This is a genomic window from Melissococcus plutonius ATCC 35311, from assembly GCF_000270185.1.
Taxonomy (GTDB): domain Bacteria; phylum Bacillota; class Bacilli; order Lactobacillales; family Enterococcaceae; genus Melissococcus; species Melissococcus plutonius.
The window spans coordinates 1,122,813-1,148,130 of sequence record NC_015516.1; the positions used below are offsets into that span (position 1 = coordinate 1,122,813).

Below are 25,318 nucleotides of genomic sequence, written 5' to 3' on the forward strand. Positions count from 1 at the left end.
TTTTCTATTGGCTTGTCATTTATTCTTTATTCAATAGAATAGGTTGGTGTAAGAGGAGGAGCTATGAAAAAAATTAGTATTGCTATAGACGGGCCTGCTTCCTCAGGTAAGAGTACTATTTCAAAAATTTTAGCTGAAAAATTACAATATATTTATTGTGATACTGGTGCAATGTATCGTGCATTGACCTATCTAGCAATTCAGTATCATGTCGATAAAGAAAATGAGGAAGATCTGGTAAACTTACTTGATACACATACGATTTCTTTTCAGTTTGTTGAAAAAAGGCAAAAAGTATTTTTAGATAAGCAGGAAGTGACTCAAAAACTTAGACAGCCAGATGTTACAAATCTGGTTTCTTATGTGGCAAAACACAAAAAAGTAAGAGACAAAATGGTTAATTTACAACGAGAAATTGCTGCTACCAGTGGCGTAATTATGGATGGAAGAGATATCGGAACAGCTGTTTTGCCTAATGCTGAGGTAAAAATTTTTTTGGTGGCAAGTGTTCAAAAACGGGCAGAAAGACGTTATCGAGAAAATAAGAAAAAGGGTATCTTTACAAATTTCAAACAATTAAAAAAGGAAATCGAACAAAGAGATTTCATGGATTCACATAGAGAATTTTCTCCTCTAGTTCAAGCAAAAGATGCCATTTGTATTGATACTACAGGTAAAAATATTAAAGAGGTTGTTACAATTATTGAAAAAATTATTTATAAAAAAATACAATCGAATGATTAAAATCAGAAAAAATAATGGGAATCGCTTTACTTTTAAAAAAAATCTCTTACTATTAATAAAGTAGATTACTAATTTATTAGAATTTTTTGTTGGCATAGGAGGAAAGAAAAATTATGGGCGATTATAAAGACAAACAGGAAAAAAGTGAAAATGCAACAATGGAAGAAGCAATCAATAGCGTTCAAGAAGTAACGATTGGCGATATCGTCAAAGGAGAAGTTTTGGCTATTGAAGATAAACAAATTATTGTAGGAATTGAAGGAACGGGTATTGAAGGTATCGTTCCAGCAAAAGAATTGTCAACGTCATACGTAGAAAACATTAATGACTTTGTTAAAATTGGCGATAAACTTGATTTAGTTGTAATTTCATCCATTGGTAAAGACAAGGAAAATGGCAATTATTTACTTTCTAAACGTCGTTTAGATGCAAAAAAGGTTTGGGAAGAGATTGAAGCTGATTTTAAGGAAGAAAGAATTATTGAAGCACCTGTTACGGATATTGTCAAAGGTGGTTTAGTCGTTGATGTTGGCGTACGAGGTTTTGTCCCTGCTTCAATGGTTGAGGATCATTTTGTATCTGATTTTTCTGAATATAAAGGAAAAACCCTTGCTGTTAAAATTATTGAGATTGAACCCTCTGAAAACCGATTAATTCTCTCACATAAAGCAGTTGTTGAAAATGACAAAGCTGCAAAAAAAGTTGAAATAATGGATCATTTGCATGCTGGTGATATTGTTGAAGGCAAGATTGCCAGATTAACAGACTTTGGTGCATTTATTGATTTAGGTGGTATAGATGGCTTGGTCCATGTTTCAGAAATTGCGCATAATCATGTGGACAAACCAAGTGACACATTGACAATCGGTGAAGATGTCAATGTAAAAATTCTCTCTATTAATCCAGATGAGGGAAGAATTTCATTGTCTATTAAAGAAACATTACCAGGAGCATGGACAAATATTGAAGAAAAAGCTCCCGTAGGCTCAATCTTAGAAGGTACTGTCAAACGTTTGACTAGTTTTGGAGCTTTTGTAGAAGTTTTCCCTGGTGTAGAAGGCCTTGTCCACATTTCACAAATTTCACATAAGCATATTGCAACACCTCATGAGGTACTTCATGAAGGTGATGATATCCAAGTAAAAGTATTGGAAGTTCATCCAGAAGATCACAGACTTGCTTTAAGCATAAAAGCATTAGAGACAAAACCAGACTCACAAAGGGAATCTAAAAATGTTGAATCCTATGAGCTGCCCGAAGAAAATACTGGTTTTACAATGGGTGATATTATTGGAGATTCATTAAAAGAACAAGAAGACCATTCGGACAATGAAAAATAATCCATTATCTTGTTGTTTAATTTAAAAGCTGGTTAGAATTAAGATGTGAGATTTTTCTCTCACATCTTAATTCTATTTTTCAGGGTACATTACATACTATAGAAAAATGAGAAAACTAAAATGTAGATGGTTAGCATTATTCTTTACTTGCATTACCAGAAACATTTAGGGTAAACTAAGAAGGTTAAAAATGGTTGTTAAGGAGGAAATAATGACAAATCCAACAATAGCGATTGTTGGCAGACCTAATGTAGGAAAGTCAACAATTTTCAATCGAATTGCCGGAGAGCGAATTTCTATTGTAGAAGATGTTCCAGGAGTTACAAGAGATCGAATTTATGCAACTGGTGAATGGTTAGGCCAGGCATTTAGTATAATTGATACAGGTGGAATTGATTTAGGAAATGAACCTTTTATTGAACAGATTAAGCAACAAGCAGAAATTGCCATTGAAGAGGCGGATGTGATTCTTTTTATTACAAGTATTCGAGAAGGAATAACAGATGCAGACGAATTAGTTGCAAAAATATTATATAGAAGTAATAAACCGATTATTTTAGCTGTGAATAAAGCAGATAATCCAGAACTTAGAAGTGAAGTTTATGAATTTTATTCGCTTGGATTAGGAGATCCTATTCCAATCTCTGGTAGCCATGGATTAGGGATCGGTGATATGCTTGATGAGGCAATCAACTATTTTTCACAGGAAGAAATAGAGGAAGACGAAGATATCATCAAATTTAGCTTAATTGGTCGTCCAAATGTTGGAAAATCCTCTTTAATTAATGCTATTTTAGGTGAGGAACGTGTTATTGTTTCAGAAATTGAAGGAACAACAAGAGATGCCATTGATACGTATTTTACATCACCAAATGGACAAAAATTTTTAATGATTGATACAGCTGGAATGCGAAAACGTGGTAAGGTTTATGAAAACACTGAAAAATATAGTGTAATGCGAGCAATGCGGGCAATCGAACGCTCAGATATTGTCTTAATGGTATTAAATGCACAAGAAGGCATTCGTGAGCAAGATAAACGCGTTGCTGGGTATGCTCATGAAGCTGGACGTGGAATAATTATTTTGGTGAATAAATGGGATGCTGTAGAAAAAGAAACCAATACTTTACATGAGTTTGAAGAAGAAATTAGAAATGAATTTCAGTATTTAGATTATGCGCCTATTTTATTTGTTTCTGCAAAAACAAAACAACGATTAAATAAATTACCCGCATTAATTGAAGAAGTGAGTATGGGACAAAATTTACGTATACCGTCTTCCTTATTAAATGATGTCATTATGGATGCTGTTGCAATGAATCCCACACCAACTGATAAAGGAAAACGATTGAAAATTTTTTATGCAACACAGGTAGCTGTAAAGCCACCAACCTTTGTTGTTTTTGTAAATGAAGAAGAATTAATGCATTTTTCTTATACAAGATTTTTAGAAAATCAAATTCGTAAGGCCTTTATGTTTGAAGGGACACCGATTAAAATTATTCCTAGACGAAGAAAATAGAGCATTTTATCACATTTTTTTTAAAACTTCAAACAAATTAGAAAAGTTTGTAAAAAAATGATCTTTTTAGCAAAAAAGCGGTCAACCTCATTTAAAAATCTTGCTATTACAGCTTTCCTATGATATCGTGATAACAGATATTGAGCTAAATCAATATTACTATTGCTAATTTAAAAATTCAACATGCAATAGGATGTCGATGTTATTTCTAACATTATCTCTTATATAGGGAGGTGAAAATATCCATGGCAAATAAAGCAGAATTGATTGATAATGTAGCTTCCACAACTGGGTTGTCAAAAAAAGACGCAACCTCAGCAGTAGACGCTGTTTTTGCAACGATCCAAGAATCTCTTGCTAAAGGTGAAAAAGTCCAATTAATCGGTTTTGGTAATTTTGAAGTACGTGAACGTGCAGCTCGTAAGGGACGCAACCCACAAACTGGTGATGAAATCCAAATCGAAGCAAGTAAAGTACCTGCATTTAAACCAGGCAAAGCATTAAAAGATGCTGTAAAATAATCAAACAGTTATAATTTATTAAATTATTAAGAGAGAATGAAACAATTGACCATTTAGCAATTGTTTCATTCTCTCTATTTTTAGTATAGATTAACTATTTAATTGTTATTTCCCATACATAAGGGATCAATTTGTGTTTTGATTAAAATTTTTTTGTTTTAATAAAGTAGAAAATGTATAATGAAAATACAATAAAATTACTTAAGTTTATTTTGTAATGAAAAAAGAGGGAATGACTATGACCTATAGTGAAAAAATATTAGAAGCTTTAGAAAATGAAGAATGGATAGAAGCACAACAACTTCTAGCAAAAGCTTTGTATACAGACGATGCAGAAACACTAATAGAATTGGGAGAAGCACTTCAATCACTTGGTTTTTTAGATGAAGCCAAACAAGTTTTTGAACACCTTGTGACCCTCTTTCCTGAGCTGAAAGGATTAAATATTCCATTAGCTGAAATTGCTATTGAAAATAATAAAATCGATGAGGCTTTCGAACTATTGGAGGAAATAGACAATAAAGATGACAGTTATATTGAACGTTTGTTAGTAACAGCTGACTTGTATCAAGTTTTAAACATGCCAGAAGTCAGTGAAGCTAAATTAAAAGAAGCTCAAAAATTGGCTCCTGATAATTCTTTATTGCTCTTTGCTTTGGGTGAATTATATTTTGTTACTAGTCAATTTACACAGGCAATAGATGCCTATCACTCATTATTAGATGAAAATATACAAACAATAGCAAATGTTTCCATCAATGAACGTCTAGGAAATAGTTATAGTCATCTAGGTGCATTCGAAGTGGCCGTTCCCTATCTAGAAAAAGCATTGGTTGAGGGAGAAACAGATGATCGGCTCTTTCAATTGGCGTTTACCTATTTACAATTACATGAAAACCAAAAAGCAATTCCGCTTTTACAAAAGCTTCGTGAAGTCAATGCTCATTATCAATCTTTGTATCTATATTTAGCTGAGGCGTTGCAAGAGGAAGAACAAATTGCAGAAGCACAAGAAGTCATCGAGGCTGGGATAAAGGAAGACACTTATCAGGTAGCATTTTATCATTTTGCCTCTGAAAATGCTTATCGCTTACACGATGTAGCAAAGGCAGAAGGGTATTTGAAACAGGCTTTAACCATAGATGAACAACAAGATGACACCTTATTAACACTAAGTAATTTGTACCTATCTGAAGAACGTTATGAAGAAGTAATTGCAACACTTGAAAAATTGGAAGATAAAGATCATCCATATCGTGCATGGAATTTAGCTCATGCGTACAATGAATTAGAAGAGTATCAAGCCGCTAATCTTAATTATCAACAAGCTTACCAAGAACTAGCACATGAACCAGATTTTCTAAAGGAATACGCACTGTTTTTAAGAGAAGATGGCCAAACAGCAAAAGCGAAAGAAGTACTTCAGCAATATTTACACTATGCTCCAGATGATTTAGAAATGACCAATTTAGCAGATAATGATTAATTGTCTATCAAAAAGATGTTAAATTAAAAATAGAGATTGACAAGAACTCATTTTCTTTCTTTTTTATTTGGAAATATCCATTGAAAGATTAAGTAAAGCGTGGAGAAACCAAAGGTTGCTTGGTTTCTCTCTTAATTATGGTGTTAGAACGACATAATAGACAAATCTTTTCGATATTTAATTTATTTTCGTTGTTTTTTACTTAAATAATTTCTTGTTGGTCTTGCATAAGTAAACCCTTCACCAATAGCTTCATGAACATTTAAGACAGAAATGAATGCTTTCTCATCTAAATTATGAATAATTAATTTAATTTCAGTAATTTCACTAGGACTTACAACGACATAAAGAATTTTTCTATCAATTTGGGAATAGCCACCTTCACCTTGCAAATAAGTTACTCCCCGCTTTAATGAAAACATAATCACTTCACCAATATCCTCTGCATGATCTGAAACAATTAACATTCCTTTAGCAGAATAGGATCCATCAATCACAAAATCAACAATTTGAGTGAAGACAAATGAAACAATTAAGGTATACATCATGCGTTTAACGTCAATATAGGTCAAAGAGAGCGAAAGAACAATGACGTCAAAAATAAGTAGTGAACGTCCCATACTAATTCCCAAATTTTTCTCTAAAATTCTGGCAATAATATCCGTACCCCCTGTTGTTCCCAAAAAACGATAAACAACGCCACTACCTAAACCACCTATCAATCCCGCTAGCAAGGAAGCGATCAACAAATCATGATCTAAATTAATGACAATTGGAAATTTTTGCCAAAACCATAGAAAAAACGATAAAGCAACCGTTCCAAGAATTGTATAATAAAAGGAACGTTTCCCAAGAATTTTACCGCCAATCAAAATAAGTGGTATGTTAATGATTAATGTTGAGTAGGCAGGATTAATATAAAACAGCGCCCGCAAAATTAGTGTTATTCCTGTTACACCACCTTCAGCTAGGTGATTAGCAATATTAAAAGTAACAATGCCAAACGCATAAAGACAAGTGCCAAATAAAATAAAAATAATATCTTGTATGCGAAAACTTTTTTCTTTTATCGGTTCCATAAAATCACGACCTTTCTAATTACTTACTTTATCACGTCGTTAAAAAAACAACAAGCTGGCTTATTATCATAAAAACAATGAGAAGAATCTTTCCACCTAGCAAAGATTTTGTTAAGATAGATAGAAGGAGAAGGGAAGGGGCATGATTATGAAAGAAAAGGAAGAAAAACTTTCACTTTATGCAATGCAAAAAGAAGTCGATACTTATATTCAACAATTTAAAATTGGCTATTTTTCACCTTTAGCACAAACCGCTCGTTTAACAGAAGAGATCGGTGAATTAGCTAGAGAAGTTAATCACTTGTATGGTGAAAAAACCAAAAAAGCAAGCGAACAACCTAAAACGGTCGAAGAAGAACTAGGGGATGTTTTATTTGTTTTAATCAGTATGGCAAATTCATTAAATATTGACTTAACAGATGCCTTTCAAGATAGTATGAAAAAATTTAATCAACGTGATAGTGAGCGATTTGAACGAAAGAAGGATCAATAATATGTATAGAATAGGTGCAAGTAAGATGGTCAGATTGGATGAAATAAAATGAAATTGACCAAACTTCCAATCGAATTTACTGAAGCAACGCCGATTATTAAAAAAATACAAAAAGGTGGATATGAAGCTTATTTTGTTGGAGGAAGCGTTCGTGATGTATTGTTAAATAAACCTATTCATGATGTAGATATTGCTAGTAGTGCTTATCCTGAGGAAATTAAGCAACTATTCAGACGAACAATCGATGTTGGGATTGAACATGGGACTGTTTTAGTTTTACATGGCAGTAAACAGTATGAGATTACCACCTTTCGAACAGAATCTACTTATCAAGATTTTAGACGACCAGATACAGTAACCTTTGTTCGTTCATTAAGTGAAGATTTAAAGCGAAGAGATTTTACAATCAATGCCTTGGCATTAGATAGATCTGGACAAGTGATTGATCAATTTGATGGTATTTCGGATATAGAAAATAAGGTAATTCGAGCAGTTGGTGATCCAAAAGCTCGTTTTCATGAAGATGCTCTTCGAATGATGCGTGCGCTACGTTTTGCTAGTCAATTGGATTTTCAAATCGAAGAGAAGACGTTAGCAGGCATTTCAGCTTTTCATTTTTTACTGGAAAAAGTTTCTGTTGAACGAATTACAATTGAATTTGTCAAAATGCTTTTAGGGAAGAATAGAAAAGCTGGTTTGTATCCATTTATTCAAACAGAATGTTATCAATATTGTCCATGTCTGAAACAGGCTGGAGAAGCTTTATTAAATTTTTCGGAACTACCTAATCAACAAATTGCTGAAGAGAGTGAAGCATGGACATTGTTACTTCACAGTCTAAATTTAACTAAAGAAGCAGCACTCGTTTTTTTGAAAAGTTGGAAACTTTCTAATCATTTAATTCAAGAAGTCTGTCAGTTATCGAAAGGACTAAATTTCCGATTAAAAAAAGCATTTTCGATAGAAATGTTATACGAATTAGGACTGGAAAAAGCATTAATTGTTGAAAAACTACTTATTTATTATCATAAAGAAAGCCAGCCAGAATTAGTAAAACAACAATTTGCTCAATTACCGATTCATAATCGAAAGCAGTTGGCAATTACTGGCAAAGATTTATTAAACATTACAAATGGAAAGTCTGGCAAGTGGGTAGGAGAGTTATTAAGTTTAATTGAGTCACAGGTTTTACATGGTGATTTAATTAATACAACAGAAGAGTTAATCAGTTATGCAAAAAGCAAATTAGAAATGGAGGATAAGAAGGGTGATTTTTTCTAAAGAATATCTAGTGAATGAAAAAGATACAGCAAAAGAAATGAGATCTGGTGATCTTGAAGTATTAGCTACACCTAAAGTAGTAGCAATGGTAGAAAATACAGCAAAAGATTACTTGAATAATAAATTATCTGAGTATGAAACAAGTGTAGGAATAGCTATTGAATTAAATCATTTGAAACCTTCAATGGTTGGTGCTGTGATTCAAGTGAAACTGCTTGAAATTTCACAAAATAAAAATAAAACTTATTTTCAATTTGAAGTTTATGAGAACCAATGCTTAATAGCTAAAGGAACGCATACACGTGCTACTGTTATTACACAAGATTTTTTAACTAATTTAGAAAAAAAATAGCACTAATTTTTTAATTTTTTATTCTTTTTATTCATTACTTGAATTTACGGTAAAAAATTATGATAAACTGAAACTATAATTAAGAATAATTATAAATAGGAGGGATCTATGATGCAAAGAGAAATGACAGGATTAAAGTTTTATTTTAGAAATGATGAAACTTGGACGATCGATCGCCGTTATATTGGAGATCTTTGGATTAAACAAATTACTACAAGTTTTGGTCGTATAAAAGGAAGTGAATTTGTTGAAATTCATCCTTGTTCTAGCTTCAAAATTGAGATTTTTCAAGAAGGGGATCATGTACAGACACATGATATTAACTTAGGCGGTTTAGAACTTGGTATGTTCGCACGTGCATTAAAATATGAAGATATTGAAAGAATGGAAATTCTTTATAAAACAGGAACGCCAGATCTCATTTATTTCCCATATAAAGATAAAACCAATGAAGGATTGGATAACGTTTATCAATCAACAAAGGTTAGTGAAAAAACTAAAAATCTTTATATTGTGATTGATCCAAATAAAACAGTAGCAGATATTTATGGAGACATTCTTTAATCATATAGAAATAAACATCATCTTGTTTTTTTCATTATTTATTTGTTGCTAGCAAAGTGTTTATAGCTAACTTGTTCAAAAATATTAGTTATTCTCCTAATTATAAACAAATGAAAGAAGCTATAATAAAAAATCTATAATTAGGAGAATTGGCTTCATTATTTTATTTGTCATCATCCATCATTGAAGTATTTTTGAAATGCCTAGTTTATTTTTTTAATAAGTAAGCGAAGGTAATTCAAAATTATGTTGGTATATTGACAGTTAGACTAATCTAAGTTTATACTTAAAAATATCTAGGTTGTTTTAAAAAAATGCTGAAACCAAAAATGTGCCAATTCTGTAATTAATCCGTTGATTTTCATAGTTTGTCATAGTTATCAGTGCGTTCATTAATTTATTTTTAAATTTTTAAAATCATTCATTTTAGCTGCCATAGATTTCTATAGTAGCTTTTCTTTTTGCACTTAGGTAATTAAAAAACAACTTTTTTCTTGTTAATAATATTTTCAGCTTATTTACCAACAAAGGATCATAATCATATAATAGTAAAATCAGCAAAGCAAATAAATAAAGAAAACATTTCTGATCATCTATTTATGCAATCATATGCTAAATTACTAAAATAATTTTTAATCATTTATTAAATAATTGTTATTTTATAAAATAATAAATAAAATATGGAGGCCTTCCTATGGATCAGTTTATTACTGGAAAAACCCAACTGGCTGCTTTATTTGCAGAACCTGCTAGTCATAGTATTTCTCCAAGCATGCACAATCTAGCCTTTCAATTAACAGACATTAATGCGGTTTATCTAGCGTTTGAAGTAGGAGAGAATACATTAAAACAAGCAATTGAAGCTGTACGATCCTTCCATATGCTTGGTGTTAATTTATCCATGCCAAATAAGGTACTTGCATTAAATTATGTAGATGAAATTAGTGAGACAGCAAAATTAAGTGGTTCAATTAACACAATTATTAATAATCAAGGGAAATTGTTAGGAGATAATACAGATGGTCTTGGATTTCTACAAAGCTTAAAAATTCGCAAAATTTCTATTTTACAGAAAAAAATGACTATTTTAGGTATAGGTGGTGCTGCTATGGCGCTAATTGCACAAACGGCTTTGGTAGGAATAAAAGAGATAGCTATTTATAATCGACCGAAAAAAACAGAAGAATTAACTGTCATTCAACAAAAAGTGAAACAAATTGCAAAGCAAACAGGATGTCAGATAACAATAAATAATATAAATAATGTAAAAAAGCTACAACAAGATCTTTCAGAGAGTTTATTACTTATTAATGCAACTAACGTTGGTATGTCTCCTTTAGAAAATCAAACGCTGATTGATAGCACGCTACTTCCTAAGCATTTGATTGTTTATGATTTAATCTATCAACCTAAGGAAACGAGATTATTAAAAGAAGCCAAACTTAATGGGAATGAAGCTATCAATGGATTTGATATGTTATTCTATCAAGGTGCAGCAGCCTTTAAAAAATGGACAAATCAGGATATGCCTGTTGAAAAAATTAGAACACTTTTAGGAAAAAATACATAGAAAAAGATAGAAGAAGGAATTTATAATGTTTATTATTATGCAACCAAATGCAACAAGCGAACAAATTAATCAAATTATTGAACATATTAAAGCAAACGGTTTAGATGTACGTCTGTCAAAAAAAGAAAAGCAAATAAGTATTCAACTCATGGGTAATGAAGAAAAAATGCATACTCTTTGTCTTGATAATTATCCTGGAATTGCCCAAACCTTTTTTACGACATCTTCCTATAAATTGGTTAGTCGTGCTTATCATCTGGAAGATACCATTGTGGAAGTTAATGATCTTAAAATTGGAGATGGGACACTGAGTGTTATGGCAGGCCCCTGTGCAGTTGAAAGCCTCGATCAAGTAAGAGAGTGCGCAAGAATAGCAAAAAAAGGCGGTGCTACTATTTTACGTGGAGGCGCCTTTAAACCGAGAACTTCACCTTATGCTTTTCAGGGGTTAGAAGAAGAAGGATTATCCTATCTTCGTCAAGCAGCCGATGAATACGACTTAAAAGTAATTACAGAAGTAATGGATGAAGCACATATTGAAATGGTGGCACATTATAGCGACATTCTACAAATTGGTGCAAGAAATATGCAAAATTTTAGATTGCTTCAGGCAGTTGGAAAAACCCAACTTCCTATTGGATTGAAACGAGGTATTGCTGCTACTATTGATGAATGGCTCAATGCGGCAGAGTATATTGCTGCTCAGGGAAATCAGAATATTATTTTTATCGAACGGGGGATTCGGACCTTTGAAACAGCCACACGAAATACATTAGATTTGAGCGCCGTTCCCTTACTTAAACAAATCAGTCATTTCCCAGTTATTGTTGATCCAAGTCATGGAGTTGGTAAATGGCAACTTGTATCAGCAATGGCTAGAGCGGGGATCGCCGCCGGTAGTGATGGTCTAATTGTTGAAATTCATCCAGATCCATCGAATGCTTGGTCTGATGGTCCACAATCATTAAATGAAAAAAATTACTTAGCAATGATGAATGAAGTGCATATTATTGAGCATGCTATGCAAGAAATTCAAAAACTTAATGGAGAATAAAGATGAAATTAACAGTTACTTTACCTAATCACTCCTATGAATTATGGATAAAAAAGGGTGCAATCCAACAAGTTGGAAATTGGATAGCTTCTATTTGGGCACCGCAAAAAATAGCCATTATTACAGACGAAAATGTATGTCCTCTTTATGCTGAACAAGTTACCCAACAGTTAGAAAGAAATAACTTTATCCCTTTTTTAATCACTGTCCCGGCTGGTGAAACGAGTAAGAGTTTGCATGTTGCTTCAGAAATCTACCATTCATTTGCCGAATTTGGGTTAACACGTAGCGATGGCATTATTGCCTTGGGTGGGGGCGTTGTTGGTGATCTAGCTGGATTTGTTGCTTCTACCTATATGCGTGGGTGTCATTTTTTACAAATTCCAACAACATTACTTGCACAGGTAGACAGTAGCATTGGTGGCAAAACAGCCATTAATACAGAAAAAGCCAAAAATTTAATTGGAACTTTCTCACAACCTGATGGAGTATTAATTGATCCAGATACTTTAAAAACATTGGATATTAGATATTTACGTGAGGGAATGGCAGAAATCATTAAATCAGCCGCCATTGCAGATGAAAACTTTTGGTTACAATTGGCAAACTTAAAAAATGAATCAGAATTTTTACAACAAGCAGAAAATATGATTACTACGAGCTGTCAAATCAAAAAACAAGCAGTTGAAAACGATGAATTTGATCATGGTACAAGATTACTATTAAACTTTGGCCATACTATTGGGCATGCATTAGAGAATGTACAAGGTTATGGGCAACTCGCCCATGGAGAAGCGGTTGCCATTGGTATGTGTCAAGTGACGCAGATAAGCGAGGAAAAAGGATTAACTGAGACAGGAACCTATGCTAAATTAAAGGCAATGATAGAAAAATTTCATTTACCAAATAACAAGCAAACTTATGCTGAAGAAAAGCTTTTTCAAGCCATAGTTCATGATAAAAAGATACGTGGCGATAACATCCAGTTAGTTATTTTAGAAAAAATAGGGAAAGCAAAAATTTTATCGCTACCTATTAATAATATAAAAGAATATTTAAAAAGAAAGGAGAACTAGTATGCGATTTTTAACCGCCGGAGAATCTCATGGACCGAAGCTGACAGCAATTATTGAAGGGATTCCAGCCGGCTTATCAATATCAGCGATAGAAATTGATTCTGAATTAGCTAAGCGTCAATTAGGTTATGGTCGAGGAAAGCGAATGACCATTGAACAAGACCATGTAGAAATAACTTCCGGTGTTCGAAAAGGTAGAACACTGGGGTCACCAATTACTTTGGTTATTGAAAATAAAGATTGGAAAAATTGGTCTTCCATAATGGAAATAGAAGAAAATAGCCAGACAAATGAGGAAAAATATCGACTCAATAAACCAAGACCTGGACATGCTGATCTTGTAGGTGGCATAAAATATCACCAAAAAGATTTAAGAAACGTCCTAGAACGATCTTCTGCTCGAGAAACTGCCATTCGAGTAGCAGTTGGCGCAATTGCCAAAAAATTATTAAAAGAATTGGGTATTGAACTTGTCGGACACGTGCTTGTCTTAGGTGGCATTCAAGCAAAAAGATCAGAAAAGTTAACTATTGAACAAATATCAGAAAAGTTGACTGATTCTACCGTTCGAACCATTGATCAAACGGCCGAAATAAAAATGAAAAACCGAATTGATCAAGCAAAACAAAATGGCGATACTCTTGGTGGCACGATTGAAGTTGTGGTTGAAGGTGTACCTATCGGGTTAGGTAGTTATGTACATTGGGATCAAAAATTAGATGCTAAAATCGCTCAAGCGTTGATGAGTGTCAATGCCTTTAAGGCAGTTGAATTTGGTATGGGAAGTCAATTGGCTTATCATTCAGGCAGTCAGGTAATGGATGAAATTACTTGGAATGAGGCAGAAGGATATTTGCGTAAGAGCAATCATCTTGGCGGATTTGAAGGTGGTATGACTAATGGAATGCCAATTATCGTTAGAAGCACAATAAAACCCTTACCAACACTTTATCATCCCTTACAAAGTGTTAATATTGATACTAAAGAGAGTTGCTCAGCAAGTGTTGAACGCTCAGATTGTACGGCAGTTCCAGCTGCGAGTGTCATTTGTGAAGCTGTGGTTGCAACCGAAATCGCTAAAGCTCTATTAGATAAATTTTCGAATGACTCATTTGCACAAATGAAAAAATCCGTTCAGAATTATCGTGAATATACGAAAAAATTTTGATCGATGATTTTATCTAATAAACCATCGATTGAATAAATGGAGAATAAAATTAAAATCGATTGATCAAAAGGGTAAAAGACAGGTAAATAGATCATTGATTGGTTTGAAATTTGAAAAGGAGACAGCTATGAAATTACTCAAAAAACCAAAACGGTTAATTGGAAAGGTAACTGTACCAGGAGATAAGTCGATTTCTCACCGAGGTATCATGTTTGGCGCCATTGCTAATGGAGTAACAATGGTTAAAAACTTTCTTTATAGTGCTGATTGCCTAGCTACCTTACAGGCATTTAAAGATTTAGGGATAAAAATTCTAATAGAGGAAGAAATGGTTTCGATTCATGGCAAGGGATTTAATGGGTTAAGAAAACCAAGACATCCAATCAATGTTGGAAATTCTGGTACAACAATCCGTTTACTAATGGGAATCTTAGCTGGTGCGCCATTTTCAATTGAACTTACTGGGGATACTTCCATTCAACATCGTCCAATGAATAGAATTATCTTGCCACTTAAAGAAATGGGTGTTGATTGTAAAGAAGAGAAACAAATAGGATATCCACCACTTTCTTTTACAGGAACTTCACAATTACATGCGATTCATTATACCTTACCAGTAGCAAGTGCTCAGGTAAAATCTGCCTTACTTTTTGCAGCATTGCAAGCAGAGGGCACTTCAAAAATTACGGAAAAAGCAAAAACGAGAGATCACACTGAACGAATGATTCAACAATTTGGTGGAAATTTGAAGATTTCACAAAATACCATTACTTTAATTGGGCCACAACAATTGAGTGGACAAACAATTATTGTACCTGGTGATATTTCTTCAGCAGCTTTTTTCTTGGCCGCTGGACTATTGGTACTAGATAGCGAAATAAGATTAGAAAATGTTGGCATCAATCCTACACGAACAGGAATATTAGATGTTATTCAACAAATGAATGGTTTTTTACATATCTCCACCTATGATTCAATACATTTAACTGGTACATTGACGACGAAAAGCAGTTCCCTTAAAGCAGTAACGATTTCAGGAGAGTTAATTCCTCGTTTGATTGATGAATTGCCAATTATTGCACTTTTAGCAACACAGGCAATCGGTAAAACAGTGATCAAAGATGCGGAAGAATTGAAGGTGAAAGAAACAAATCGAATTGATGCTGTTGCTCAAGAATTAACGAAGTTAGGTGCCAAAATTCAACCAACGAGTGATGGATTAATTGTTTACGGTCCGACTCCCTTACATGGAGGTAAGGTAAGTAGTCGTGGAGATCATCGAATTGCTATGATGCTTCAAATCGCTGCATTACTGACAAAAGAGCAAGTTGAACTAGAAAATGCTGAAGTTATCAATGTTTCTTATCCTAATTTCTTTAATGATTTACAGTCTGTAATCGATAATACATAGTTTTGGAGGAAAATCATGGATACAAAATGCCTTTTAATTGGTTTTATGGGTGTAGGCAAAACAACAATTGCAAAATTATTAGCAAAGGAGTTGGCAACTTCCTATATTGATTTAGATGAAAAGATCGTTGAAACAACCAAGATGTCGATTAATGATTATTTCAATGTATATGGAGAGAAAGCTTTCCGAAATTATGAAACACAAATGCTACAATACTATTTAGGAATAAAACCAATCATTGCTACAGGTGGAGGTATCGTTACCTCTTCAAAAAATCGTCAACTTTTAAAGACAAACTGCCCAATTATTTATTTAAAGGCAGATACAGAAACATTATTGAAAAGAATCACTACCGATTCGTTAACATTACGTCCGCTAATTATCAATAAAACAGAAGAAGAAATCAACGAATTAGTTGAATATAGGCGATCCTTTTATGAAGAATTAGCTGACTTGACTATAAAAACGGATGAGAAAACACCAAATCAGATTACTCAAAAAATTCTAGCAAATCTTAAGAAGTAGTTGTCTATCAAATTTTATTTTTCCTATTAAAAGGAGAGGAAATTACTTCTATTCTTACTTTTTTATTTTCCTCCTTCTATTTAGTGTTAGGTATCATTCACCAAGACGAAGAGTAGACATAGATTGATTTATAGCTATAGATTTTACTGACAAGCAATCAAATTTTTGCTTTCAGTATTTTTTTCTGTCACTATTAAAGTGAGAATGAATCATTCTTCTAATATGTGAATGAAACACCTAAAAATAAGTTTAGGGAGATGCTTATCATGAAAAAAAGTCTTAAAACGTCTGTTGAACCGAAAATAGTTCCACAAATGCCTGTGCAAAGCTATCTAGATTACAAAAAAGCCAATAGGTTAAAAGCTGAATTACTTCGTTTAGAAGCTAAATGGGCACAATGTAAACTTTCTGGAAGAATAGAAGAAGCAAAAAAATTAGAAAAAAAAATGGTAGATAAAAAAAAGAAACTGACGACATGTATTGGTAAGAAAGTTTCAAAAGATAAATAGGGAGCTATTTAAATGGAATTCATCTATTTAATCGTTATTTTTGCTTTTGCTATTACCTTTTCAAATATTGTTAATCGATTGGTTCCTATTCTTCCCTCACCAGTTATTCAAATTATTCTAGGCATTATTATCGGTTTAACAAAAATGGGACAAGATATTACTTTTAACCCCGAAATTTTTCTTATCATGATTATTGCTCCTTTACTATTTCGTGAAGGAGAGCTGGCAAATATCAAAATAATTATGAAAGATTTTGTAGTTATTCTTTTTTTAGCTTTCTTGGGCGTACTCATTACATTGATATGTGTTGGCTGGACGCTACATTTAATCTTACCAGCAATTCCCATTGCCGTTTGTTTTGCATTTGGTTCGGCACTTGGACCAACGGATGCTGTTGCTATAAATTCTTTATCTGGTCGGATCCGTATTCCAAAACGAGCAATGAACGTTCTGGCTGGTGAAAGCCTAATAAATGATGCTTCTGGTGTAACTGCCTTTCAATTTGCACTGGCAGCACTTCTAACTGGGTACTTTTCACCTCAAAGTGCCATTATTTCATTAATTTTTTCAAGTATTGGTGGTGCTTTCATTGGTATTAGTCTAGCTTGGTTAAAGAGACAAATTGTACAAATATTAGAGAAAGCATCAGCAAAAGATGTTAGTGGCTATTTACTACTAGAATTACTTTTACCCTTTTTAGCTTATATGCTTGCTGAAATTATTGGTGGTTCTGGTATTATTGCCGCTGTAGTTGCCGGTGTAATGCAATCGACAGGAAATAAAAAGGTGGCTTTATTTGAAGCAGAACTTTCGAATGTGACTGGCGTTACTTGGAGCATGATTGAATTTACATTAAATGCACTTGTATTTCTTTTTTTAGGTATTGAACTATCTCAAGTTTTTTCACCTGTTTGGAATAACGCCATCTATTCAAATGGTTTCTTATTCCTTGTCATATTGATCATTAGTATTGTTTTATTTGGCATACGCTTTTTAGCTCTTATTGGTATTTATAGTATAAAAGAAGGAATTTCTTATATAAAAGAAAATATAAATGAACTCTTAATTATAACTTTTGGTGGTGTAAAAGGAAATGTTAGTTTAGCAACAATTTTTATTTTACCACTAACCTTGAATGGCCAACCTTTCTCAGAAAGGACTTTGTTATTATTTATTACTGCTTGTGTTATTTTAATAACAATTGTCATCAGTTTGATCGTGTTGCCTTTTTTAACTGAACCAAGTGAACAAGAAATGGACACAAACGATCATAAACAAAGAATTGCTCTATTAAATGGTGTCATACATTTATTAAAAAAACAATATAAATCAGAACCAAAAGATGAAATAAACGTTGTCATTGATCTTTATCAAGAAAGAATCAGGGAGCTATATACAGAACAGCTTTCTCAAGAACGTAGATACCAAGTACAAGAATTACGTGCATTCATTGTTTCTATTGAGAAAGATGGACTTAATGAATGGATTACCCAACATAGAATAAATGCGAGTGAGTATTTTATCTATAGAAATTGGATTTCTCGCTTAGAACGTTCTATCACAAAACAGTTACTCTCATTTGTAGGCTTTTGGTTGTTGTACATCCGAAAATTTTTTTCTTTTATTCTTCATCCAAGTTTTATTGTAAAATATCGAAGAACAAAGAAGAGTGTACATGTGTTGAAAAAATCTGAGATAAAAACAATTAAACAATTGTTCTCGGAAAATACGACGGTCATCTTAAAAAGCTTAGAAAATTTAAAGGGGATCTACGATGATGATATTGTTCAATTTTTTATTAATTCACGCTTAGAAACAGCTAAAAGATTTGAGCAAGATAACTTTGTTAATACGTATAGTATTCAGTCAGAATCAGATTATATTAAAGAAGTATTAATTGGTTACCAATTTGAACGTAGGCTAATTGATGAATTTGAAATTGCTGGTAAGATTTCTTTTATTCAGGCAAATGAATTTCGGAAAAATGTTAACTTGCTGGAATCTTATTCAATTGATCAAGCTTCCAGTACCGTTCCCCTAAATCGATTATTAAAAAGAATCAATAAAGAGACAGAAAATGAAAATTAACTTCTTTTTTTTGAAATTTTTTTGTACAATGGATAGAAGGAAAAGGGAAGTGAGTGAATTTCCATGAAAGAATTACAGGTAACAAATTTAACAAAAAGTTATGGTGAGAAGATTTTATTTGATCACCTCTCCTTTAACATTCATTCGAAAGACCGTATTGGGTTGATTGGAACCAATGGAACCGGAAAAACAAGTCTTTTAAATATTCTGGCAAAAAAAGATAAAGGAGAAGGCAATCTTTCTAGTATTCAGCATCCGAACGATTATACAATTGGCTATTTATCGCAGGAACCACCATTCTCTCCAAATTTAACTGTGATCCAAACCGTGTTTCAAGGTGATTCCCTACTTCTTCAAACAGTTAGAGATTATGAATTGGCTTTATTAGCACTTGAACAGCTGGGGATGAATGAGAAAACACAAAAACAGTATGCACAAGCAGAAGAAAAAATGAATAAATACGATGCTTGGTCGGCAGATACCACTGCTAAAATTATTTTACAAAAATTAGGGATTGATTATTTACAAAAAAAAATGAGTGACTTATCTGGTGGACAACAAAAACGTGTAGGTCTTGCTCAAATATTAATTGAATCACCTGATTTACTTTTATTGGATGAGCCGACCAATCATCTTGATTATGAAACTATTGAATGGCTAGAAAATTTTTTAGCATCTTACAAAGGAGCATTCTTGGTTGTCACCCATGATCGTTATTTTTTAGATCATGTAACTAATCGAATTTTTGAATTATCTTTTGAAAAGCTTTATGAATATAAAGGAAATTATGAAAATTATCTATTGGATCATGCACAAAGAGAGGATACAGCCATTCAGCAAGAGGCAAAAAGGAAACAACTTTATAAAAAAGAATTAGATTGGATACGAGCTGGTGTAAAAGCACGAGGAACGAAACAGCAAGCAAGAATTGATCGCTTTGAAGACTTAAAGAAGAATTTACATCAGGTAAAACAAAAGCAGGCTTTAGAAGTTGGTATTGATACACAACGACTAGGAAAAAAAGTCATTGAAATTAAAAATGGAGATTATCAAAAAGATAAGCATACCATTTTGAATGAATTTAATTTATTGGTTCAAGCAGGTGATCGAATTGGTATCACAGGAAAGAATGGGACAGGAAAAACGACTTTATTGAACATTTTATCCGGACGGCTTCCTTTAGAAGCTGGCAGTTATACTGTAGGTCAAACGGTACATCTGGCTTATTATACACAACAAAGTGAAAATTTGGACCCAACAAAACGGATGATTGCTTACCTACAAGAAACAGCCAATGAAGTCAAAATGCAAAATGGCACCCTTTCCCATGATCGTTACTTTTTAAATAAGACAGCAGATAGGCTACTTATTTTTCAAGGAAACGGAAAAATTGATGAATTCCTTGGTTCTATTGATGAATATTTAGACCAAGAAAAACAAAGTGAGAAAAAAGAAACATTGGTTAAAAAAACAGTAAAGAAAAAAAATCAACCTAAAGAGAAAACAAAATTGACTTATATGGAACAAAAAGAATGGGTTGGCATTGAAGAAGAAATTACACAATTAGAGAAAAAGGTAATCTCACTAACAGAAGAAATGACACAACAAGGCGATAACTTTGTCCGTTTAGAGGAATTACAACAAGAATTAACAACGATTGAGCAACAATTAGATGAAAAAATGGCACGTTGGGAATACCTAAGTGCATTTGTAGATAATTAGGAGGAATTAACGAACATGGAAGAAGCTTATTTAGCATTGGGACGGGAAATTTTAACAAATGGTGAAGCGAAAGAAGACCGAACAGGTACAGGGACACTAAGCATTTTTGGCTATCAAATGCGCTTTAATCTCTCAACTGGATTTCCTTTACTAACGACAAAGCGTGTTCCATTTGGTTTAATTAAAAGTGAGTTATTGTGGTTTTTAAAAGGTGATACCAATATTCGCTTTCTTCTTGAAAATAATAATCACATTTGGGATGAATGGGCATTCGAGCGATACACCAAAAGTCCAGACTATATTGGGCCAGATATGACTAACTTTGGCCAACGTGTATTAACAGATTCAAAATTTTCAGAAATTTATCAAGAACAACATCAACTTTTTTGTAATAAGATTTTAACAGATGATGAGTTTGCACAACAATATGGAGAATTAGGAAATATTTACGGTGCACAGTGGCGTCGCTGGCAAACTAAAAGTGGAAAGTTCATTGATCAATTAACTCAGGTGATTGAAATGATAAAAAAAACACCTGATTCTAGAAGATTAATTGTTTCAGCGTGGAATCCTGAAGAAATTCCATCAATGGCATTGCCACCATGTCATACATTATTCCAATTTTATGTCAGTCATAACAAATTAAGCTGTCAGCTTTACCAACGTAGTGGCGATGTATTTTTGGGTGTTCCATTTAATATAGCTAGCTATGCATTATTGACACACTTAATTGCACATGAAACAGGGCTGGAAGTCGGTGAATTTGTTCACACGTTTGGCGATGTACATTTATATAAAAATCATATTGATCAAATGAATGAACAACTAACAAGGAAACCAAAACAACTTCCAACGCTTGTCTTAAACACAACTAAAACTTCCATTTTTGATTTTGACATGGCTGACATCAAGGTTGAGAATTATCAGCCTTATCCAGCAATTAAAGCACCTATTGCAGTTTAATAAAAATGAAGGGAAGAAATCATATATGCTATCAGCAATTTGGGCACAAGATGAACAAGGAACCATTGGATTAAATGACAAACTTCCTTGGCATTTACCCAATGATTTGAAATTTTTTAAGCAAACCACTGAAAACAATACTTTAATTATGGGAAGAAAAACATTTGAAGGCATGGGAAAACGATCATTACCAAATCGAATCACGATTGTTTTAACCCATGATCAACATTATCAGGTACCTGATGGTGTTTTGGTGATGCATACGATCAATGAAGTATTAGACTATGCAAAGAATTTTTCAGGTATTACGTTTATTACGGGTGGGGCTACTGTTTATAAAGCTTTTTTACCTTATTGTGAAGTACTTTATCGCACAGTTATTCACCATACTTTCAAGGGAGATACACAATTTCCAAAAGTTCATTGGGAAGAATGGACTAAGATTAATACAAGTAAAGGTGAAACGGACGAGAAAAATAATTATTCCTATGAATTTGAAACCTATCAGCGAAAAGTCTATAAAAATGAATAAAACAAGAGTAAAACCATTTAAGGTTATTATTGGATAATTTTATTAAATCTAAAAACCCTTCACCTATTAAATTTAAATAGGTAAAGGGTTTTTAGGTTTATTTGAATAAATTGAATAGTTTAAATATGATTGCGGTATAAACGTATAACTTTACCAAGGATGGTTACGTTTGTTAATATAATTGGTTCAAATTGATCATTTTCGGGTTGAAGACGAATAGAATTATTTTCTTTAAAGAATCGTTTGCACGTTGCTTCATTTTGATTGGTCATAGCAATCACAATATCACCATTGTCAGCTGTGGATTGTTTTCGAACAATGACTTGATCACCATCTAAAATGCCGGCATGAATCATGCTCTCCCCACAAATGGTTAGCATAAATAATTCATTTTCCTCAGTCTGTAGATCAGGAAGTATAGGAAACACACCTACGGGCTCTTCTAACGTTAAAATTGGATTTCCAGCAGTTACCGTTCCAATGATTGGAATATTTTTAGGTTGAAGTTCCAGTTTTTCTAATCCCTTATCTGTTACTTCAATCGCTCTAGGTTTTGTTGGGTCTCTTTGAATAAATCCTTTTTTTTCTAATCTAGCTAAATGTCCATGAACCGTTGAAGTAGATGAAAGAGAAACTGCCTGCCCAATTTCACGAACGGTTGGTGGATATCCTTTGCATTCAACCTGTTCATATATATATTTTAATACTTCTAATTGTTTTGTTTCAGTTCGCTTCGCCAAAATCTCACTCGCTTTCTTTTGATTGCTAACTTTAGTTTATCATAAAATGTAAAGAGAATCAAACAAGCGTTCGTATAGGCTGTCATCTGGTAATGAAAGCATTCTCTAACTGTTTATCTAATTTAGTTGTGTTTTTTATTTAGATCTTATAAGATAGATTGTGTAAGTAGAAGACAGGAGGAAAGAAGAATATGCTATCCAAAGAAAAGTTGCATAGAATTAATGAGTTAGCTAGAAAAGCTAAAAAATCCCCTTTAACAAAAGAAGAAAAGATGGAACAACAACAATTAAGAGAAGAATATTTAACAGCTTTTCGAGGTGGCATGCGTCATCATATTGAAGGCATGAAAGTAATAGATCCTGAAGGAAATGATGTTACTCCTGAAAAACTTAAACGGATTCAAAAAGAAAAGGGACTACATAACAGAGAATAGGATTTTAATCAATAAGTAATTGCTTTCATAAAAAAAATACATTACAATAAAAGTGCAAACTTTAAAAATTGAGGAATTAAGTAGGAGATGATTTTTTGTTTGACAAAGTCGATCAATTAGGCGTGAATACGATTCGTACATTAAGCATTGATGCCGTTCAAAAAGCAAATTCAGGACATCCTGGCCTACCTTTAGGAGCTGCACCGATGGCTTATGCATTATGGACAAAATTCTTAAAAATAAATCCAAAGACTTCAAGGAACTGGCCAGATCGTGATCGCTTTGTGCTTTCAGCCGGACATGGATCTGCTATGTTATATAGCTTACTGCATTTAGCTGGCTATGATGTTTCTATGGAAGATTTAAAAAATTTTCGACAACTTGACAGTAAAACACCTGGACATCCAGAAGTACATTATACAGATGGTGTAGAAGCTACCACTGGGCCATTAGGTCAAGGGCTTGCTATGGCTGTAGGAATGGCAATGGCTGAAAGCCATTTAGCTGCAACTTATAATCAAAAAGAATTTTCACTCATTGATCATTATACTTATGCCTTATGTGGCGATGGTGATTTAATGGAGGGAGTTTCTCAAGAAGCAAGTTCACTAGCTGGTCATCTGAAATTAGGAAAGCTAATTGTTTTATATGATTCAAACAATATCTCATTAGATGGACCTACTTCAAAATCATTTACAGAAAATGTTGGTGCACGTTATGAGGCTTATGGCTGGCAACATCTACTTGTTAAAGATGGTAATAATCTAGAAGAAATTGCTCAAGCCATTACAACAGCTAGAGATGAAAAAGAAAAACCTACCTTAATTGAGGTAAAAACGATCATTGGCTATGGCTCACCTAAGGCTGGGACTTCTTCTGTTCATGGAGCACCTATTGGTGCCGAGGGAATTACAGCTGCTAAGGAATCTTTCCAATGGACATATCCAGATTTTACTATACCTAATGAAGTACAGATGCGTTTTCAGGAAAGTATCAACAAGAAAGGCGAAAAAGCTGAAGCAACCTGGCAGAAAATGTTCGATGATTATTCGACTAAATTTCCCGACCTAGCAAAACAGTTTATACAGGCTTTTTCAGATGAGCTTCCTGAAAATTGGGAAAGTGATTTGCCAACGTATGAAGAAGGAACAAGCGCTGCAAGTCGGATAACGAGTAAAGAAACGATTCAGGCAATTTCAAAAAATGTTCCTGCTTTTTTAGGTGGTTCAGCCGATTTATCCTCTTCAAATAACACAATGGTAACCACTGAAAAGGATTTTGAACCAACGCAATTTGAAGGAAGAAATATTTGGTTTGGTGTTCGTGAATTTGCAATGGCCTGTGCCATGAACGGCATGCAGTTACATGGTGGTTGTCGTGTCTATGGAGGAACATTCTTTGTGTTTACAGATTATTTACGACCTGCTATTCGGTTAGCTGCCATTCAAAAATTACCAGTTACCTATGTTTTAACCCATGATTCAGTGGCTGTTGGTGAAGATGGTCCAACGCATGAGCCGGTTGAACAATTAGCTAGCGTACGTGCAATGCCAAATGTTCAGGTATTACGTCCTGCTGATGGCAATGAAACAGTGGCTGCTTGGAAGATCGCGATGACATCTAAAGAAACGCCAACAATTTTAATCCTAAGTCGACAAAATTTACCGGTAATAAAAGGAACAAAAAAATTAGCCACTTCTTTTGTTTCAAAAGGTGCCTATGTTATATCTCCCCAAAAACAAAAAATACCACAAGGCATCTTAATTGCAACAGGTTCAGAAGTCCATCTGGCAATTGAAGCACAAAAAGGATTGGCAGATAAAGGAATCGACGTATCTGTTGTCTCTATGCCTAGTTTTGATTTATTTGAACAACAATCACAAGCTTATAAGGATACTGTATTTCCTAAAACAGTAACAAAACGTTTAGCGATTGAAGCGGCGGCTTCCTTTGGTTGGGAACGTTATGTTGGCTTTGAAGGTAAAACAATCACAATTGACCATTTTGGTCTGTCAGGCAATGGAAATGCAGTAATGAATAAACTAGGATTTACTGTTGAAAATATCATTAAAACATTTGAACAATTATAATTAAAACAAAAAACAGAGAGAAAAATGCTAGTTATTTCCTCTTAGAATGATTTT

Annotated in this window: 24 protein-coding genes; 22 read left to right on the forward strand and 2 right to left on the reverse strand. The window is 33.4% G+C overall.

Annotated elements, in window-relative coordinates; genetic code table 11:
* Window positions 1-63: 63 nt before the first annotated feature.
* From cmk to MPTP_RS04780, 5 genes are all read left to right on the forward strand, one after another.
* On the forward strand, window positions 64-744 hold the full coding sequence (gene cmk, locus MPTP_RS04760) for a (d)CMP kinase (RefSeq protein WP_013773953.1): 681 nt from the start codon (window positions 64-66) through the stop codon (window positions 742-744).
* 113 nt (window positions 745-857) lie between these two features.
* The gene (gene rpsA / locus MPTP_RS04765) at window positions 858-2,084 is read left to right on the forward strand and encodes a 30S ribosomal protein S1 (RefSeq protein WP_013773954.1); all 1,227 of its coding nucleotides are present in this window, start codon (window positions 858-860) and stop codon (window positions 2,082-2,084) included.
* A gap of 211 nt (window positions 2,085-2,295) precedes the next feature.
* A complete protein-coding gene (gene der / locus MPTP_RS04770; RefSeq protein WP_013773955.1) occupies window positions 2,296-3,606 on the forward strand; it encodes a ribosome biogenesis GTPase Der in 1,311 nt (436 codons plus the stop codon).
* A gap of 245 nt (window positions 3,607-3,851) precedes the next feature.
* Window positions 3,852-4,127 carry an HU family DNA-binding protein gene (locus MPTP_RS04775; RefSeq protein WP_013773956.1) on the forward strand — a complete coding sequence of 92 codons (276 nt, stop codon included), beginning with the start codon at window positions 3,852-3,854 and terminating at the stop codon, window positions 4,125-4,127.
* Window positions 4,128-4,365: 238 nt separating this feature from the next.
* Complete coding sequence (locus tag MPTP_RS04780; RefSeq protein ID WP_013773957.1) at window positions 4,366-5,613, forward strand: tetratricopeptide repeat protein; 1,248 nt, start codon at window positions 4,366-4,368, stop codon at window positions 5,611-5,613.
* A gap of 182 nt (window positions 5,614-5,795) precedes the next feature.
* On the opposite strand, the gene MPTP_RS04785 is transcribed toward MPTP_RS04780, so the two are convergent.
* Complete coding sequence (locus MPTP_RS04785; protein ID WP_013773958.1) at window positions 5,796-6,692, reverse strand: YitT family protein; 897 nt, start codon at window positions 6,690-6,692, stop codon at window positions 5,796-5,798.
* Between the two features lie 142 nt (window positions 6,693-6,834).
* On the opposite strand from MPTP_RS04785, the gene MPTP_RS04790 reads away from it, so the two are divergent.
* The 15 genes from MPTP_RS04790 (at window position 6,835) to MPTP_RS04860 (ending at window position 22,000) form a co-directional block, all read left to right on the forward strand.
* On the forward strand, window positions 6,835-7,185 hold the full coding sequence (locus MPTP_RS04790; RefSeq protein WP_013773959.1) for a nucleotide pyrophosphohydrolase: 351 nt from the start codon (window positions 6,835-6,837) through the stop codon (window positions 7,183-7,185).
* 48 nt (window positions 7,186-7,233) lie between these two features.
* Window positions 7,234-8,466: a CCA tRNA nucleotidyltransferase gene (locus MPTP_RS04795; protein WP_013773960.1), complete on the forward strand. Its 1,233-nt coding sequence runs from the start codon at window positions 7,234-7,236 to the stop codon at window positions 8,464-8,466.
* A complete protein-coding gene (locus MPTP_RS04800; RefSeq protein WP_013773961.1) occupies window positions 8,453-8,818 on the forward strand; it encodes a thioesterase family protein in 366 nt (121 codons plus the stop codon). The genes MPTP_RS04795 and MPTP_RS04800 overlap by 14 nt, the downstream gene beginning before the upstream one ends.
* 111 nt (window positions 8,819-8,929) lie before the next feature.
* Window positions 8,930-9,382, forward strand: coding sequence for a hypothetical protein (locus MPTP_RS04805; protein WP_041363479.1), 453 nt, complete (start codon window positions 8,930-8,932; stop codon window positions 9,380-9,382).
* Between the two features lie 694 nt (window positions 9,383-10,076).
* The gene (gene aroE, locus MPTP_RS04810; RefSeq protein ID WP_013773963.1) at window positions 10,077-10,952 is read left to right on the forward strand and encodes a shikimate dehydrogenase; all 876 of its coding nucleotides are present in this window, start codon (window positions 10,077-10,079) and stop codon (window positions 10,950-10,952) included.
* A gap of 25 nt (window positions 10,953-10,977) precedes the next feature.
* Entirely contained in the window at window positions 10,978-12,006 is a 1,029-nt protein-coding gene (gene aroF, locus MPTP_RS04815) for a 3-deoxy-7-phosphoheptulonate synthase (RefSeq protein ID WP_013773964.1), read from the forward strand.
* Between the two features lie 2 nt (window positions 12,007-12,008).
* Complete coding sequence (gene aroB / locus MPTP_RS04820; protein WP_013773965.1) at window positions 12,009-13,082, forward strand: 3-dehydroquinate synthase; 1,074 nt, start codon at window positions 12,009-12,011, stop codon at window positions 13,080-13,082.
* 1 nt (window position 13,083) lies between these two features.
* A complete protein-coding gene (gene aroC / locus MPTP_RS04825) occupies window positions 13,084-14,250 on the forward strand; it encodes a chorismate synthase (RefSeq protein WP_013773966.1) in 1,167 nt (388 codons plus the stop codon).
* Window positions 14,251-14,377: 127 nt separating this feature from the next.
* Window positions 14,378-15,661, forward strand: coding sequence for a 3-phosphoshikimate 1-carboxyvinyltransferase (gene aroA, locus MPTP_RS04830; protein ID WP_013773967.1), 1,284 nt, complete (start codon window positions 14,378-14,380; stop codon window positions 15,659-15,661).
* 15 nt (window positions 15,662-15,676) lie between these two features.
* Window positions 15,677-16,186: a shikimate kinase gene (locus MPTP_RS04835; RefSeq protein WP_013773968.1), complete on the forward strand. Its 510-nt coding sequence runs from the start codon at window positions 15,677-15,679 to the stop codon at window positions 16,184-16,186.
* Window positions 16,187-16,452: 266 nt separating this feature from the next.
* Window positions 16,453-16,695, forward strand: coding sequence for a hypothetical protein (locus MPTP_RS04840; protein WP_013773969.1), 243 nt, complete (start codon window positions 16,453-16,455; stop codon window positions 16,693-16,695).
* Between the two features lie 12 nt (window positions 16,696-16,707).
* Window positions 16,708-18,783: a cation:proton antiporter gene (locus MPTP_RS04845; protein ID WP_013773970.1), complete on the forward strand. Its 2,076-nt coding sequence runs from the start codon at window positions 16,708-16,710 to the stop codon at window positions 18,781-18,783.
* Window positions 18,784-18,846: 63 nt separating this feature from the next.
* A complete protein-coding gene (locus MPTP_RS04850; RefSeq protein WP_013773971.1) occupies window positions 18,847-20,505 on the forward strand; it encodes an ABC-F family ATP-binding cassette domain-containing protein in 1,659 nt (552 codons plus the stop codon).
* A 15-nt stretch (window positions 20,506-20,520) separates the two neighbouring features.
* Complete coding sequence (locus MPTP_RS04855; protein WP_013773972.1) at window positions 20,521-21,468, forward strand: thymidylate synthase; 948 nt, start codon at window positions 20,521-20,523, stop codon at window positions 21,466-21,468.
* Between the two features lie 25 nt (window positions 21,469-21,493).
* Entirely contained in the window at window positions 21,494-22,000 is a 507-nt protein-coding gene (locus MPTP_RS04860; protein ID WP_013773973.1) for a dihydrofolate reductase, read from the forward strand.
* A gap of 119 nt (window positions 22,001-22,119) precedes the next feature.
* Here MPTP_RS04860 and lexA read toward each other — a convergent pair whose 3' ends face one another.
* Window positions 22,120-22,740, reverse strand: coding sequence for a transcriptional repressor LexA (gene lexA, locus MPTP_RS04865; RefSeq protein ID WP_013773974.1), 621 nt, complete (start codon window positions 22,738-22,740; stop codon window positions 22,120-22,122).
* Between the two features lie 191 nt (window positions 22,741-22,931).
* Between lexA and MPTP_RS04870 the strand changes: the two genes are divergently transcribed.
* Window positions 22,932-23,174 (forward strand): DUF896 family protein, encoded by a 243-nt coding sequence (locus MPTP_RS04870; protein WP_013773975.1) that lies wholly within the window; start codon window positions 22,932-22,934, stop codon window positions 23,172-23,174.
* A 95-nt stretch (window positions 23,175-23,269) separates the two neighbouring features.
* Window positions 23,270-25,264 (forward strand): transketolase, encoded by a 1,995-nt coding sequence (tkt, locus tag MPTP_RS04875; protein ID WP_013773976.1) that lies wholly within the window; start codon window positions 23,270-23,272, stop codon window positions 25,262-25,264.
* The last annotated feature ends 54 nt before the right edge of the window (window positions 25,265-25,318 follow it).

What these genes read in the sequence shown, in the direction of transcription:
- aroA (WP_013773967.1), top strand. Translation starts at nt 14,378, where the DNA reads ATGAAATTACTCAAAAAACCAAAACGGTTAATTGGAAAGGTAACTGTA.
- MPTP_RS04840 (WP_013773969.1), top strand. Translation starts at nt 16,453, where the DNA reads ATGAAAAAAAGTCTTAAAACGTCTGTTGAACCGAAAATAGTTCCACAA.
- MPTP_RS04785 (WP_013773958.1), bottom strand. Translation starts at nt 6,692, where the DNA reads ATGGAACCGATAAAAGAAAAAAGTTTTCGCATACAAGATATTATTTTT.
- MPTP_RS04850 (WP_013773971.1), top strand. Translation starts at nt 18,847, where the DNA reads ATGAAAGAATTACAGGTAACAAATTTAACAAAAAGTTATGGTGAGAAG.
- MPTP_RS04790 (WP_013773959.1), top strand. Translation starts at nt 6,835, where the DNA reads ATGATTATGAAAGAAAAGGAAGAAAAACTTTCACTTTATGCAATGCAA.
- MPTP_RS04795 (WP_013773960.1), top strand. Translation starts at nt 7,234, where the DNA reads ATGAAATTGACCAAACTTCCAATCGAATTTACTGAAGCAACGCCGATT.
- der (WP_013773955.1), top strand. Translation starts at nt 2,296, where the DNA reads ATGACAAATCCAACAATAGCGATTGTTGGCAGACCTAATGTAGGAAAG.
- aroC (WP_013773966.1), top strand. Translation starts at nt 13,084, where the DNA reads ATGCGATTTTTAACCGCCGGAGAATCTCATGGACCGAAGCTGACAGCA.
- MPTP_RS04780 (WP_013773957.1), top strand. Translation starts at nt 4,366, where the DNA reads ATGACCTATAGTGAAAAAATATTAGAAGCTTTAGAAAATGAAGAATGG.
- MPTP_RS04775 (WP_013773956.1), top strand. Translation starts at nt 3,852, where the DNA reads ATGGCAAATAAAGCAGAATTGATTGATAATGTAGCTTCCACAACTGGG.
- aroB (WP_013773965.1), top strand. Translation starts at nt 12,009, where the DNA reads ATGAAATTAACAGTTACTTTACCTAATCACTCCTATGAATTATGGATA.
- MPTP_RS04845 (WP_013773970.1), top strand. Translation starts at nt 16,708, where the DNA reads ATGGAATTCATCTATTTAATCGTTATTTTTGCTTTTGCTATTACCTTT.
- MPTP_RS04835 (WP_013773968.1), top strand. Translation starts at nt 15,677, where the DNA reads ATGGATACAAAATGCCTTTTAATTGGTTTTATGGGTGTAGGCAAAACA.
- MPTP_RS04855 (WP_013773972.1), top strand. Translation starts at nt 20,521, where the DNA reads ATGGAAGAAGCTTATTTAGCATTGGGACGGGAAATTTTAACAAATGGT.
- MPTP_RS04870 (WP_013773975.1), top strand. Translation starts at nt 22,932, where the DNA reads ATGCTATCCAAAGAAAAGTTGCATAGAATTAATGAGTTAGCTAGAAAA.
- aroF (WP_013773964.1), top strand. Translation starts at nt 10,978, where the DNA reads ATGTTTATTATTATGCAACCAAATGCAACAAGCGAACAAATTAATCAA.
- aroE (WP_013773963.1), top strand. Translation starts at nt 10,077, where the DNA reads ATGGATCAGTTTATTACTGGAAAAACCCAACTGGCTGCTTTATTTGCA.
- MPTP_RS04805 (WP_041363479.1), top strand. Translation starts at nt 8,930, where the DNA reads ATGCAAAGAGAAATGACAGGATTAAAGTTTTATTTTAGAAATGATGAA.
- MPTP_RS04860 (WP_013773973.1), top strand. Translation starts at nt 21,494, where the DNA reads ATGCTATCAGCAATTTGGGCACAAGATGAACAAGGAACCATTGGATTA.
- cmk (WP_013773953.1), top strand. Translation starts at nt 64, where the DNA reads ATGAAAAAAATTAGTATTGCTATAGACGGGCCTGCTTCCTCAGGTAAG.
- rpsA (WP_013773954.1), top strand. Translation starts at nt 858, where the DNA reads ATGGGCGATTATAAAGACAAACAGGAAAAAAGTGAAAATGCAACAATG.